This window comes from Erwinia sp. HDF1-3R, from assembly GCF_039621855.1.
In the GTDB taxonomy this organism is placed as follows: Bacteria; Pseudomonadota; Gammaproteobacteria; order Enterobacterales; family Enterobacteriaceae; genus Erwinia.
Genome location: NZ_CP155071.1, coordinates 1,348,643 through 1,361,582 on the forward strand (window position 1 = coordinate 1,348,643; position 12,940 = coordinate 1,361,582).

Consider the following 12,940-nt stretch of genomic DNA (forward strand, 5'->3'; position numbering starts at 1 on the left):
AGGCAATGTGAAGTTTGAATTAGATACTACCGACGGGCGCGCACGGCGTGGCCGTCTGGTCTTCGATCGCGGCGTGGTTGAAACCCCTGCATTTATGCCGGTGGGCACCTATGGCACGGTAAAAGGCATGACGCCGGAAGAAGTGCAGGATACCGGTGCGCAGATTATTCTCGGCAACACCTTCCATTTATGGCTGCGCCCTGGCCAGGAGATCATGAAGCTGCACGGCGATCTTCACGATTTTATGCAGTGGAAAGGCCCCATTCTTACCGACTCCGGCGGTTTTCAGGTCTTCAGCCTGGGTGACATCCGCAAAATCACCGAAGCGGGCGTGCATTTCCGTAACCCGATTAACGGCGATGCGATTTTCCTCGACCCGGAAAAATCAATGGAGATCCAGTTCGATCTCGGCTCCGACGTGGTGATGATTTTTGACGAATGTACTCCTTACCCTGCCGACTGGGATTATGCTAAGCGCTCAATGGAGATGTCCCTGCGCTGGGCCCAGCGTAGCCGCGACCGCTTTGATTCTCTGGGGAATAAAAATGCGCTCTTTGGCATTATTCAGGGCGGGGTTTACGAAGATTTACGAGATGTCTCGGTAAAAGGGCTGGTGGAGATAGGCTTTGATGGTTACGCTGTGGGCGGCCTGGCGGTAGGTGAGCCAAAAGAGGATATGCACCGCATTCTGGAGCATGTCTGTCCGCAGATCCCCGAGGACAAACCCCGCTATCTGATGGGCGTGGGCAAGCCGGAAGATCTGGTTGAGGGCGTGCGTCGTGGGGTCGATATGTTTGACTGCGTGATGCCGACCCGCAATGCCCGTAACGGACATCTTTTTGTGACCCGCGGCGTGGTAAAAATCCGCAATGCGAAGTACAAAGATGACGTCTCGCCACTCGATGCTGACTGTGATTGCTATACCTGTCGTCACTACAGCCGCGCCTATCTGCATCATCTCGATCGCTGCAATGAAATCCTGGGCGCGCGTCTGAATACGATCCATAACCTGCGCTACTATCAGCGCCTGATGGCAGGTTTGCGGCAGGCTATCGAAGAGGGTAAATTAGAGCGCTTCGTTACCGAATTCTATGAACTGACGGGTAAAGCGGTTCCGCCGTTGAACGTCTGATAATTAAACAAAGAGGGAAATTAAATGAGTTTGTTCATATCTGACGCAGTGGCTGCCGCAGGCGCGCCGTCTCAGTCAAGTCCTTATTCACTGGTTATTATGCTGGTGGTATTTGGCCTGATCTTCTTTTTCATGATCCTGCGTCCGCAGCAGAAACGTGCGAAAGAACATAAAAAGCTGATGGATTCCATCTCTAAAGGTGACGAAGTGCTGACCACCGGTGGTCTGGTAGGTCGCGTAACCAAAGTGGCTGACACGGGCTACGTGGCCATCGCGCTGAACGAGACCACGGAAGTAGTGGTTAAACGTGATTTCGTGGCTGCCGTCCTGCCGAAAGGTACGATGAAAGCGCTTTAATTTTTTGTCTTCCCTAAGGGAAATGCCGTGTTAAACCGTTATCCTTTGTGGAAGTACATCATGCTGGTCGTCGTGCTTATCGTCGGCCTGCTGTATGCGCTTCCTAACCTTTATGGTGAGGATCCGGCTGTTCAGGTCACTGGTGCGCGCGGAAGCGCCGCCAGTGAGCAAACGCTGGTCCAGATCCAGAACGTATTAAAACAAGACAATATTCAGAGCAAATCCATCGCGCTGGAAAATGGCGCTATCCTGGCACGTTTTGCCAACGGTGATGCCCAGCTGCGCGCGCGTGATGCGATGATCAAGGTACTGGGCGAAGACTATGTCGTTGCGCTCAACCTGGCACCGGCGACGCCTGAATGGTTATCCCTGCTGGCTGCTGAACCGATGAAGCTCGGTCTGGATCTGCGCGGTGGCGTGCACTTCCTGATGGAAGTTGATATGGATACCGCCCTGGGCAAGCTCCAGGAGCAAAATATTGATAACCTCCGCAGCGACCTTCGCGATAAAAACATCCCCTACACCAACGTGCGCAAAACGGATAACTACGGTCTGGAAATCCGCTTCCGCGATGCTGCGGCGCGTGATGATGCCGTCAGCTATCTCTCTGGCCGCCATCGCGATCTGGTGATCAACAGCAGCGGCAGCAATGCGCTGCGCGCGGTCATGACCGACGATCGTCTGCGTGAGGCTCGCGAATACGCCGTACAGCAAAACATTACCATCCTGCGTAACCGCGTTAACCAGCTCGGCGTGGCCGAACCGCTGGTGCAGCGTCAGGGCTCCGATCGTATCGTGGTCGAGCTGCCGGGTATTCAGGATACGGCGCGGGCGAAAGAGATTCTGGGCGCGACGGCGACGCTGGAATTCCGCCTGGTGAACACCTCTGTTGACCCTACCGCCGCCGCGAATGGCCGCGTACCGGGTGATTCTGAAGTCAAAAAAACCCGTGAAGGCGAGCCGGTAACGCTCTACAAGCGCGTGATTCTGACCGGCGATCATATTACCGATTCCACGTCCAGCCAGGATGAGTACAACCAGGCGCAGGTGAACATTTCACTGGATAGCGCGGGCGGTAACATCATGTCCAACTTCACCAAGGATAATATCGGTAAGCCGATGGCAACGCTGTTTGTTGAGTATAAAGACAGCGGTAAGAAAGATGCCAACGGTCGGGCGATTCTGGCGAAGCAGGAAGAGGTCATTAACGTGGCGAATATCCAGTCCCGACTGGGTAACAGCTTCCGTATTACCGGTATCAGTAATCCTAACGAAGCCCGTCAGCTCTCGCTGCTGCTGCGTGCGGGTGCGCTGATTGCGCCTATTCAGATTGTTGAAGAGCGTACTATCGGTCCAACCATGGGCCAGCAGAACATCACTCAGGGTCTGGAAGCCTGCCTGTGGGGCCTGATCGCCTCTATCGTGTTTATGGTGGTTTACTACCGTAAATTCGGGGTGATTGCTACCACGGCGCTGGTCGCTAACCTGGTGCTGATCGTGGGGATTATGTCCCTGCTGCCGGGCGCTACCCTTACCATGCCGGGCATCGCCGGGATCGTACTGACGCTGGCGGTTGCGGTGGATGCAAACGTACTGATCAATGAGCGTATTAAGGAAGAGCTGAAGAACGGTCGCTCCGTTCAGCAGGCGATTCATGAAGGCTACAGCGGTGCGTTCTCCAGTATTATCGACGCCAACGTGACGACGCTGATCACCGCGATTATCCTGTACGCGGTTGGTACGGGTTCGATTAAAGGCTTTGCTATCACCACGGCAATCGGTGTGGTGACGTCTATGTTTACCGCCATTGTCGGTACCCGCGCCATCGTCAACCTGTTGTACGGCGGCAAACGCATCAACAAGCTGTCTATCTGAGGAGTGCGTTGTGGCACAGGACTATAGCGTTGAACAACTGAACTACGGCCGTAAAGTCTATGACTTTATGCGCTGGGATAAACTGGCCTTTACCCTTTCCGGCCTGTTGCTGATCGCCTCTTTTGCAATAATGGGCGTGAAAGGGTTTAACTGGGGTCTGGATTTCACCGGTGGTACGGTGATTGAAATTACCCTGGAAAAACCAGCCGATCTCGACAGCCTGCGCGGTGCGCTTGAGAAGTCTGGCTTTGTGGACCCACAAATCCAGAACTTCGGCAGCAGCCGTGACGTCCTGGTCCGTCTCTCTCCTCATGAGGGGAATGCGGGCCAGGAGCTGGGTAACAAGGTGGTCACCACCATTAATCAGGCCAGCCAGCAGCAGGCTACCGTGAAGCGTATTGAGTTCGTCGGTCCCAGCGTGGGCAGCGATCTGGCGCAGACCGGCGGTATGGCACTGCTGGTGGCGCTGATCGCCATCCTTATCTACGTTGGTTTTCGCTTCGAATGGCGACTGGCGTTAGGGGCCGTACTGGCGCTGGCGCACGACGTGATCATTACTATGGGCGTGCTGTCTCTGTTCCATATTGAGATAGATTTGACCATTATCGCGTCGCTGATGTCGGTTATCGGCTACTCGCTGAACGACAGTATCGTGGTATCGGACCGTATTCGTGAAAACTTCCGCAAAATTCGTCGCGGAACGCCTTACGAGATCTTCAACGTCTCGCTGACGCAGACGCTGAGCCGTACCATCATGACCTCTGCGACCACGCTGATGGTGGTGCTGATGCTGTTTATCTTTGGCGGTGCGCTGCTGGAAGGCTTCTCATTGACCATGCTGATTGGTGTGTCCATCGGGACCATCTCTTCAATCTATGTTGCCTCGGCCCTGGCGCTGAAGCTGGGAATGAAGCGTGAGCATATGCTTCAGCAGAAGGTTGAGAAAGAGGGTGCCGATCAACCTTCAATCATGCCGTAAGCGGGAGAATTGCCGTTCTCAAGTCTGAGCGGCAGTTGAAAAAAACAACCCCACGCTAAGGTGGGGTTGATTGACCGTCAGAAGCGCCGCTAATGCGGCGCTTTTTATTTGGCTGGTGTGGAAGGCTGCCCGGAATTATTGGGCGGGTGTTGCCAGCTGTTCGGAAGGAGCCAGCTGGATATCATGAATACGTACGTAGCCTAACTGCTCGGGTGACACATTTTTCAGGCTTAGCGAAACGGCTGCATCACGTCTCGGCAACAGCGCGTCCGTCAGGTGAAGGGTCTGACTCTGACTGCTGGCCTCCAGTGGTTTACCCGTTGCGCTATCTGTTTCACCCCATTCAACCTGCGCGCTCAACGCCGGAATTGGCTTATCTGACACCGCATGGATATGCAACATCACCCGCGTGCCGTCGGCTTCGCTTTGTAGCGAACCAAGCGACAGTCGAAGATCCCCCGCCTGACTTTGCAACACCACTGCCGTGTGGGTGGATGGCAATAGCCACGCACCCTGTGCGGCACCGCCGTTAAGGCTATTTTGCTGCTCCAACAGCGAGGCCTGAGCGGTAAGCTGCTGCATCTGATTGTTCAGCTTACCCACTTCATGGTGCAATTTGTTCAGCTGCGGCTGCTGCGCGGGGGTGGCACAGCTGGCTAACAGCAGGGCTGCTGTTACCAGCAGAGGGGCTTTTACTCTGTCCTTTACCATTCTGTTCCGGGCTCCTTGCAGCCAGCTTACTCAGGGATACGCAGCGTCTGTCCGGGATAGATCTTGTCCGGATGAGAGAGCATTGGCTTGTTCGCTTCAAATATTTTGTTGTACTTGTTCGCGTCGCCATAGACCTGTTTAGATATGGCGCTCAGGGTATCGCCCGACTTAACGGTATAAAATTTCGCTTCTGTGGCAGGTTCAGCCACTTTCACGTTGTCATCAACTGCGGTAATGCCCGCTACGTTACCTGCTGCAACGAGGATTTTCTCTTTCAGTTCCTGAGAAATAGCGTCACCGCTGATGCTGGCTTTGCCATCATTAACCTTCACATCGACCTTATCGCTGCCCGGCAGGCCCAGTTTGTTGATATAGTCGTGCAGCTTTTTACTCTGGTCCTCACCGGTGCCTGAAACGGAATCCCACAGTTTTTCACCCGCTTCTTTTACAAAGTTGAAAAGTCCCATATATCCTCCGGTTAATTGTTGCTCACTGAATGATTTATTTCACGTCAGGGGATAATTATAGCGGGAAAAACGGGAGCTGCTTTCAGGGGAGGTCTGAAAGAGGCCTGAAGGCTAAGGGATAATCGCGGTCAAAAGGTCGGTACGTTATTTTGTTCACTTTGACTTCGCGCTACACTGTATGTCTATTTCCAGACTATCAGGAAGCATCATGCACTGCCCGTTCTGTTCTGCTGTGGATACCAAAGTGATCGACTCCCGCCTGGTGGGGGAGGGAACCTCAGTGCGTCGACGTCGTCAATGCCTGGTGTGCCATGAGCGGTTTACTACCTTTGAGGTGGCCGAGCTGGTAATGCCGCGGGTGGTGAAAAGCAATGATATTCGCGAGCCGTTTAATGAAGATAAGCTCAGCAGCGGTATCATGAAAGCGCTGGAGAAACGCCCGGTTAACTCCGATGACGTGGAAAACGCCGTCAGCCATATCAAAAGCCAGCTGCGCTCGACCGGTGAGCGTGAGGTGCCCAGTAAAATGATCGGTAACCTGGTCATGGACGAACTGAAGAAGCTGGATAAAGTGGCCTACATTCGCTTTGCTTCGGTTTATCGCAGTTTCGAAGATATTCGCGAATTTGGCGAAGAGATTGCCCGCTTACAGGACTAACTCATGCGTGATGAAATCTATATGGCGCGCGCCCTGGAGCTGGCCAGCCGGGGACGCTTCACCACGACGCCCAATCCTAACGTAGGCTGCGTTATTGTACGTGCAGGCCAGGTGGTAGGGGAAGGCTATCACTACCGTGCGGGTGAGCCGCACGCCGAAGTTCACGCATTACGCATGGCGGGTGACAAAGCGCGCGGGGCGACGGCTTACGTCACCCTGGAGCCCTGTAGCCACCATGGGCGAACGCCGCCCTGCTGCGATGCACTGATTGCCGCGGGTGTCAGCCGCGTGGTGGTAGCGATGCAGGACCCTAACCCGGAAGTGGCGGGGCGCGGACTTTACAGGCTCAGGCAGGCAGGTATTGAGGTCAGCCACGGGCTGATGATGCAGGAAGCGGAAGCGCTAAACCGCGGATTTCTGAAACGGATGCGTACCGGCTTCCCCTGGGTGCAGCTTAAAATGGGCGCGTCGGTGGATGGCAGAACGGCGATGGCCAACGGCGAAAGCCAGTGGATTACCTCACCGGAAGCCCGGCGCGACGTGCAGCGGCTGCGCGCGCAAAGTTCCGCTATTCTCAGCAGCAGTGCAACGGTGCTGGCGGATAATCCCTCCCTGAATGTACGCTGGGACGAACTGTCCGGCGAGAGTCAGGCGCTGTTCCCGGAAACGGATCTGCGGCAGCCGATACGCGTGATCGTCGACAGTAAGAATCGCGTCACGCCCGAGCACCGCCTGATTAATCAGCCCGGTGCCACCTGGCTGGTGCGCGAGCAGGCTGATACGCAGCGCTGGCCCGCAAATGTAGAACAATTTACCCTGCCGCTGCATCGTAACCAGACGGATTTAGTGTCGCTGCTGCTGCTGTTAGGCCGCCGTCAGATCAACAGCGTCTGGGTGGAAGCGGGTGCGGGCCTTGCCGGCGCGCTGCTTAGCGCGGGCGTGGTTGATGAGCTTATTATTTATCTTGCGCCCAGGCTGCTGGGCGATGCCGCCCGTGGTCTGTGCCATTTGCCCGGCATCGCACATCTTGCTGAAGCGCCAGCGTTCTCATTCAGCGATATTCGTCAGGTCGGGCCTGATTTACGTCTTACGCTCACGCCGACTGCATCTTAGTTAGCATTATTGATGATGCGACCCGCCGTCTGCGCGAAAGCGGAAGCAGACCGGTGAAGAGTGTGATAGAATCCGCCCCCCTGCGGGGCCTCAACAGAACCCTTAAAGGAAGATTATGAACGTAATTGAAGCTGCTGTTGCTACTCCTGACGCGCGCGTGGCGATTGTTATCGCGCGTTTCAACAACTTTATCAACGACAGCCTGCTAAGCGGTGCCCTCGATGCGCTGAAGCGTATTGGCCAGGTCAAAGATGAAAACATCACCGTGGTCTGGGTGCCGGGCGCCTATGAAATGCCGATGACCGCGCGCGCGCTGGCCAATGCCGGCAAGCATGATGCCGTGGTCGCCCTGGGAACGGTTATTCGTGGTGGCACTGCCCACTTTGAATACGTCGCGGGTGAAGCCAGCTCTGGCCTGGCCAGTGTGGCAATGAACAGTGATATTCCGGTTGCTTTCGGCGTCCTGACGACTGAAAACATCGAGCAGGCCATTGAGCGCGCCGGAACAAAAGCGGGTAATAAAGGGGCGGAAGCTGCCCTGACCGCACTTGAAATGATTAACGTATTGAAAGCCATCAAAGCCTGATTTAAAGGGGAATTTCGTGAAACCTGCTGCTCGTCGCCGCGCCCGTGAATGTGCTGTCCAGGCGCTTTACTCCTGGCAGTTGTCTAAGAACGACATCTCTGATGTCGAATACCAGTTTCTGGCGGAGCAAGACGTCAAGGACGTTGATATCAGCTATTTCCGCGAGCTGCTGACCGGGGTTGCGACCAACAGCGCGTATCTCGATGGCCTGATGAAGCCCTGGCTGTCTCGTCAGTTGGAAGAGCTGGGTCAGGTTGAGAAAGCGATTTTGCGGATCTCATTGTATGAGCTGAGCAAACGCGCCGACGTTCCCTACAAAGTGGCCATCAACGAGGGGATCGAGCTGGCGAAAATATTTGGCGCCGAAGACAGCCACAAATTTGTCAACGGCGTGCTGGATAAAGCCGCTCCCACTATCCGCCCCAATAAGAAGTAATCCTCCCAGGCCGGTTTACCGGCCTTCTTCTTTTTTAACCCCGGAACGCAGCGTATGGCATGTGGCGAATTCGAACTTATCACACGTTATTTTGATCGTGTGACCAGCTCCCGTCGCGATGTGGAAAAAGGCATTGGCGATGACTGCGCATTACTGACCCTCCCCGAAAAGCAAACCCTGGCTATCAGCACCGATACGCTGGTGGAAGGCGTGCATTTCCTTCGTGATATTCATCCTGCCGATCTGGGCTATAAGGCCCTGGCGGTTAATCTGAGCGATCTGGCTGCCATGGGTGCTGACCCCGCCTGGCTGACGCTGGCGCTGACGCTGCCGGAAGTGAATGAACCCTGGCTTAAAGCGTTCAGCGACAGCCTGTTTGAGCTGCTGGACTACTACAATATGCAGCTCATCGGTGGCGATACCACGCGCGGACCGCTGAGCCTGACGCTGGGCATTCACGGCCTGGTGCCGCAGGGCAGGGCGTTGAAACGGTCGGGCGCACGGCCCGGCGACTGGATCTTTGTCACCGGTACGCTGGGCGACAGCGCCGCGGGTCTGGCGCTGCTCCAGCACCGGGTGAAGATTGGCGACCCGGTCGCCCATGAGGCGCTGATCAAGCGTCATCTGCGTCCGATGCCGCGTATCCTGCAGGGGCAGGCGCTGCGTAATCTTGCCAGCGCTGCCATCGATCTCTCTGACGGCCTGATCTCCGACGTGCAGCACATTCTGAAAGCCAGCGGCTGCGGCGCCCGACTTAATCTGGATGCGCTACCGCTGTCGGAGGTGATGAAGCAGAATATTGACCCCGGGCAGGCCCTGCGCTGGGCGCTGGGCGGCGGAGAGGATTATGAACTCTGCTTTACCGTGCCTGAGATTAATCGCGGTGCGCTGGATGTTGCCCTCAGTCATTATGGCGTTCCCGTTACCTGCATCGGACAGATTGCGCCGCTCTCAGAAGGGCTGGTCCTGCTGCAAAACGGCAAACCGGTAGAGAGTCACTGGAAAGGATTTGACCATTTTGATCGCGGATAAATACGCGGCCAAAGGCCGTTTGAAAATGAGTAACCCCTGGCATCTGCTGGCAACGGGCTTCGGTAGCGGGCTTAGCCCCTACGTACCCGGCACGGTTGGCTCTGTTGCCGCACTGCCCTTCTGGTATTTGATGACCTTTTTGCCGCCGGATATCTACTCGCTGGTAGTGATGTTCGGTATCTGTATTGGCGTTTACCTCTGCCACCGCACGGCGAAAGATATGGGCGTGCACGATCACGGCAGCATCGTCTGGGATGAGTTTATCGGTATGTGGATAACGCTGATGGCGATTCCGGTGAACAGCTGGCAGTGGGTGCTGGCAGGCTTCATTATTTTCCGCATTCTGGATATGTGGAAGCCCTGGCCGATACGCTGGTTTGACCGCAACGTGCAGGGCGGTATGGGCATTATGGTAGATGATATTGTTGCCGGGATTATTTCGGCGGGGATCCTTTACTATGCCGGGCATTATCTGGCGCTGTAGCCGTTAGGGTGAGCGGCCGTACACAAGCCAGCTTACACGACCGATCACGCTGTCTGGCACCAGATAGCGTAAGAATAAAAAAGCCTGACATTATCTAACGTCAGGCTTTTTCGTCTACTGTGCGGCAGGCTTATTCGTCCGGGTTTTCAGCACGCCCTGAGATTATTCAAACCCTACGAGATTATGCGGCTGATAGGCGCTCTCTAACTCGGCGATATCGGAAGGCGTTAGCGCAACGTCAACGGCCTTAACCAGATCGCTTAATTGCTCCGCCCGCGATGCGCCGATAATAGGTGCGGTAACGGCGGGTTTAGCCAGCATCCATGCCAGCGCGATCTGCGCCCGGCTGACGCCTTTATCTTCGGCAAGCGCGGCGACGCGCTGCGCAATCGCGCCGTCGTTCTCTTCGGTTTTATCATACAGGGTGCTGCCATATTCGTCCGATACCGAGCGCGCAGTGGCTTCACCCCACGGCCGGGTCAGGCGTCCACGCGCCAGCGGGCTCCACGGCAGCACAGCAATACCTTCAGCCTGACAGAGCGGATGCATTTCGCGTTCTTCCTCACGCTGGATCAGGTTGTACTGGTCCTGCATGCTGACAAAGCGCGTCCAGCCGTGAAGGTCAGCCGTGTACAACGCTTTCGCGAATTGCCAGGCGTACATGGATGACGCGCCAATATAGCGGGCTTTGCCTGACTTCACGACGTCGTGAAGCGCTTCCAGCGTCTCTTCCAGCGGCGTTTCGTAGTCCCAGCGATGGATTTGCAGCAGGTCAACGTGATCCATGCCAAGGCGACCCAGGCTGTCATCAATGGATTGCAGAATATTTTTGCGGGACAGGCCGCCTGAGAGATTGCTCATCGGGAAGTAGACTTTGGTCGCCACCACGATGTCGTCACGGTGGGCGTACTCTTTCAGCGCGCGGCCCACAATCTCCTCGCTGCTGCCGTCGGAATAGCTGTTCGCGGTATCGAAAAAGTTGATCCCCGCGTCCAGCGCCTGCTTGATCAGCGGCCTGCTGCTCTCTTCTGGCAGAGTCCAGGCGTGGCGGCCACGATCAGGTTCACCATAGGTCATACAGCCCAGGCAGAGGCGGGAAACGGTCAGGTCGGTGCTGCCTAATTGAATAGTCTTCATTCGTGCTCCTGCATAGCGGAAATGGCGGGTAGCCGTTTATTCCGTTAAGCATAGCAGTTCAGATGCTCCCCGGATGGGGAGCATCGTGCGGTTTACTGTGCCAGCCAGCGGCTGATTTGCTGCTCAATGCCCTCTGCATCCAGCTGATAATCATGACGGATCTCATCCTGCGTTCCCTGGGGAATGAATTCATCGGGAAGACCCAGCGTCAGAACCGGCACCAGCAGTCGGCGTGCCATCAGGGTTTCGATCACCCCGCTGCCCGCTCCTCCCTTGATTGCGCCTTCTTCCAGGGTGATAAGCGCCTCATGGCTGGCGGCCAGCTCTGCAATAAGCGACTCATCCAGCGGCTTAACAAAGCGCATATCTACCAGCGTGGCGTTCAGCTTATCAGCGACCGCCGCCGCTTCGGGCAGCAGCGTCCCGAAATTGAGGATCGCCAGCTTTTCACCTTCACGCTTCACAATGCCTTTACCCAGCGGCAGCGAGGCGAGCGGCTTAAGCTCGGCCCCGGTGCCGGTCCCTCTCGGATAGCGCACCGCGCTCGGCCCGTGGGAGTAGTGATAGCCGGTATAAAGCATCTGCCGACATTCGTTCTCATCGCTTGGCGTCATGATCACCATATTCGGAATGCAGCGCATAAAGGCGATATCGAACGCACCCTGATGAGTCTGGCCGTCCGCGCCGACAATACCGCCACGGTCAATCGCGAATAGCACGGGCAGCTTCTGGATCGCCACGTCATGGATCAGCTGGTCGTAGGCACGCTGCAGGAAAGTAGAGTAGATCGCGACAACCGGCTTATAGCCGCCAATAGCCAGGCCCGCAGCAAAGGTCACGGCGTGCTGTTCGGCAATCGCGACGTCGAAATACTGCGCGGGATAGTCGCGCGAGAAGCTTACCATGCCGGATCCTTCGCGCATCGCGGGCGTCACGGCCATGAGCTTAGCGTCATCGGCTGCCGTTTCGCTCAGCCACTGACCGAAAATTTTAGAGTAGGACGGTAAGCCCTCTGCGACTTTTGGCAGCAGGCCGCTGGCGGGATCAAACTTTGGCACCGCATGCCAGGAGATCGGATCTTTTTCCGCCGGGGCGTAGCCTTTCCCCTTTTTGGTCATGATGTGCAGAAACTGCGGGCCCTTCAGGCCGCGCATGTTTTTTAGCGTCTGCACCAGCGTCAGCACGTCATGCCCGTCAACCGGGCCAATATAGTTGAAGCCCAGCTCCTCAAACAGGGTGCCAGGCACCACCATACCTTTCAGATGTTCCTCAGTACGCTTCACCAGCTCTTTGATGGGCGGCAGGCCATCCAGCACTTTCTTGCCGCCTTCGCGCAGGCGCGAATAGGTCTTGCCGGAAAGGATTTGCGCCAGGCGGTTGTTAAGCGCACCCACGTTCTCCGAAATGGACATCTCATTGTCGTTAAGGATCACCAGCAGGTCGGATTTGATATCTCCGGCGTGGTTCATCGCCTCAAACGCCATGCCCGCAGTAATCGCACCATCGCCAATGATACAGGCGGTACGACGGCCTTTGCCTTCCTTCTCAGCGGCAACGGCCATGCCCAGCCCGGCGCTGATTGATGTGGACGAGTGACCCACGTTAAGCACGTCATATTCACTTTCGTCGCGCCACGGGAAAGGGTGCAGGCCATTCTTCTGGCGGATAGTCCCGATGCGATCGCGGCGGCCGGTCAGAATTTTGTGCGGATAGGCCTGATGACCGACGTCCCAGACAAGGTGATCGAAAGGCGTATTATAAACGTAATGCAATGCAACGGTGAGTTCCACCACGCCCAGCCCGGAGGCAAAATGACCGCTGGAACGACTGACGCTGCTGAGTAAATACTGGCGCAGCTCGTCACAGAGTTTTGGCAGGCTCTCCTTAGGCAGAGAACGTAATTCTTGTACCGAGCTGGCCAGCGCCAGCGTCGGGTATTTTGCAGTATCAAAACTCATCAGAGACTCATTGTA

At 56.1% G+C, this 12,940-nt stretch carries 14 protein-coding genes; 10 read left to right on the forward strand and 4 right to left on the reverse strand.

All coding sequences use genetic code 11. From position 1 onward, the window contains the following. The first annotated feature begins 7 nt into the window (after nucleotides 1–7). The 4 genes from tgt to secF are packed head-to-tail and all read left to right on the forward strand — an operon-like array spanning nucleotide 8 to nucleotide 4,343. Complete coding sequence (tgt, locus tag AAGR22_RS06090; RefSeq protein ID WP_067705197.1) at nucleotides 8–1,132, forward strand: tRNA guanosine(34) transglycosylase Tgt; 1,125 nt, start codon at nucleotides 8–10, stop codon at nucleotides 1,130–1,132. A 24-nt stretch (nucleotides 1,133–1,156) separates the two neighbouring features. Continuing rightward, nucleotides 1,157–1,489 (forward strand): preprotein translocase subunit YajC, encoded by a 333-nt coding sequence (gene yajC / locus AAGR22_RS06095; protein ID WP_067705199.1) that lies wholly within the window; start codon nucleotides 1,157–1,159, stop codon nucleotides 1,487–1,489. A 27-nt stretch (nucleotides 1,490–1,516) separates the two neighbouring features. Beyond that, nucleotides 1,517–3,364: a protein translocase subunit SecD gene (gene secD, locus AAGR22_RS06100; protein WP_073980989.1), complete on the forward strand. Its 1,848-nt coding sequence runs from the start codon at nucleotides 1,517–1,519 to the stop codon at nucleotides 3,362–3,364. A gap of 10 nt (nucleotides 3,365–3,374) precedes the next feature. Then, nucleotides 3,375–4,343 (forward strand): protein translocase subunit SecF, encoded by a 969-nt coding sequence (gene secF, locus AAGR22_RS06105; protein WP_067705203.1) that lies wholly within the window; start codon nucleotides 3,375–3,377, stop codon nucleotides 4,341–4,343. A 135-nt stretch (nucleotides 4,344–4,478) separates the two neighbouring features. Here secF and AAGR22_RS06110 read toward each other — a convergent pair whose 3' ends face one another. Further along, entirely contained in the window at nucleotides 4,479–5,054 is a 576-nt protein-coding gene (locus AAGR22_RS06110) for a DUF3251 domain-containing protein (RefSeq protein WP_345830925.1), read from the reverse strand. A 26-nt stretch (nucleotides 5,055–5,080) separates the two neighbouring features. Further along, on the reverse strand, nucleotides 5,081–5,521 hold the full coding sequence (gene lysM / locus AAGR22_RS06115) for a peptidoglycan-binding protein LysM (protein WP_345830927.1): 441 nt from the start codon (nucleotides 5,519–5,521) through the stop codon (nucleotides 5,081–5,083). Between the two features lie 208 nt (nucleotides 5,522–5,729). Here lysM and nrdR point away from each other — a divergent pair, with 208 nt between their 5' ends. The 6 genes from nrdR (at nucleotide 5,730) to pgpA (ending at nucleotide 9,830) form a co-directional block, all read left to right on the forward strand. Further along, nucleotides 5,730–6,179, forward strand: a complete 450-nt coding sequence (nrdR, locus tag AAGR22_RS06120; RefSeq protein WP_067705210.1) for a transcriptional regulator NrdR — start codon at nucleotides 5,730–5,732, stop codon at nucleotides 6,177–6,179. 3 nt (nucleotides 6,180–6,182) lie between these two features. Further along, on the forward strand, nucleotides 6,183–7,292 hold the full coding sequence (gene ribD / locus AAGR22_RS06125; RefSeq protein WP_345830928.1) for a bifunctional diaminohydroxyphosphoribosylaminopyrimidine deaminase/5-amino-6-(5-phosphoribosylamino)uracil reductase RibD: 1,110 nt from the start codon (nucleotides 6,183–6,185) through the stop codon (nucleotides 7,290–7,292). A gap of 115 nt (nucleotides 7,293–7,407) precedes the next feature. Then, nucleotides 7,408–7,878, forward strand: coding sequence for a 6,7-dimethyl-8-ribityllumazine synthase (gene ribE, locus AAGR22_RS06130; protein ID WP_067705215.1), 471 nt, complete (start codon nucleotides 7,408–7,410; stop codon nucleotides 7,876–7,878). Between the two features lie 16 nt (nucleotides 7,879–7,894). Continuing rightward, on the forward strand, nucleotides 7,895–8,314 hold the full coding sequence (gene nusB, locus AAGR22_RS06135; protein WP_067705217.1) for a transcription antitermination factor NusB: 420 nt from the start codon (nucleotides 7,895–7,897) through the stop codon (nucleotides 8,312–8,314). Between the two features lie 54 nt (nucleotides 8,315–8,368). Further along, on the forward strand, nucleotides 8,369–9,346 hold the full coding sequence (gene thiL / locus AAGR22_RS06140; protein ID WP_345830929.1) for a thiamine-phosphate kinase: 978 nt from the start codon (nucleotides 8,369–8,371) through the stop codon (nucleotides 9,344–9,346). Then, complete coding sequence (pgpA, locus tag AAGR22_RS06145) at nucleotides 9,324–9,830, forward strand: phosphatidylglycerophosphatase A (RefSeq protein WP_067705221.1); 507 nt, start codon at nucleotides 9,324–9,326, stop codon at nucleotides 9,828–9,830. Before thiL ends, pgpA begins: the two co-directional genes overlap by 23 nt. Nucleotides 9,831–9,992: 162 nt before the next feature. On the opposite strand, the gene AAGR22_RS06150 is transcribed toward pgpA, so the two are convergent. Beyond that, entirely contained in the window at nucleotides 9,993–10,967 is a 975-nt protein-coding gene (locus AAGR22_RS06150) for an aldo/keto reductase (protein ID WP_345830931.1), read from the reverse strand. A gap of 92 nt (nucleotides 10,968–11,059) precedes the next feature. Continuing rightward, nucleotides 11,060–12,925: a 1-deoxy-D-xylulose-5-phosphate synthase gene (gene dxs / locus AAGR22_RS06155; RefSeq protein WP_345830932.1), complete on the reverse strand. Its 1,866-nt coding sequence runs from the start codon at nucleotides 12,923–12,925 to the stop codon at nucleotides 11,060–11,062. Nucleotides 12,926–12,940 lie beyond the last annotated feature (15 nt).

Coding starts and splice junctions, on each gene's coding strand:
- yajC (WP_067705199.1), top strand. CDS start 1,157: ATGAGTTTGTTCATATCTGACGCAGTGGCTGCCGCAGGCGCGCCGTCT.
- AAGR22_RS06110 (WP_345830925.1), bottom strand. CDS start 5,054: ATGGTAAAGGACAGAGTAAAAGCCCCTCTGCTGGTAACAGCAGCCCTG.
- lysM (WP_345830927.1), bottom strand. CDS start 5,521: ATGGGACTTTTCAACTTTGTAAAAGAAGCGGGTGAAAAACTGTGGGAT.
- nrdR (WP_067705210.1), top strand. CDS start 5,730: ATGCACTGCCCGTTCTGTTCTGCTGTGGATACCAAAGTGATCGACTCC.
- ribD (WP_345830928.1), top strand. CDS start 6,183: ATGCGTGATGAAATCTATATGGCGCGCGCCCTGGAGCTGGCCAGCCGG.
- ribE (WP_067705215.1), top strand. CDS start 7,408: ATGAACGTAATTGAAGCTGCTGTTGCTACTCCTGACGCGCGCGTGGCG.
- thiL (WP_345830929.1), top strand. CDS start 8,369: ATGGCATGTGGCGAATTCGAACTTATCACACGTTATTTTGATCGTGTG.
- AAGR22_RS06150 (WP_345830931.1), bottom strand. CDS start 10,967: ATGAAGACTATTCAATTAGGCAGCACCGACCTGACCGTTTCCCGCCTC.
- dxs (WP_345830932.1), bottom strand. CDS start 12,925: ATGAGTTTTGATACTGCAAAATACCCGACGCTGGCGCTGGCCAGCTCG.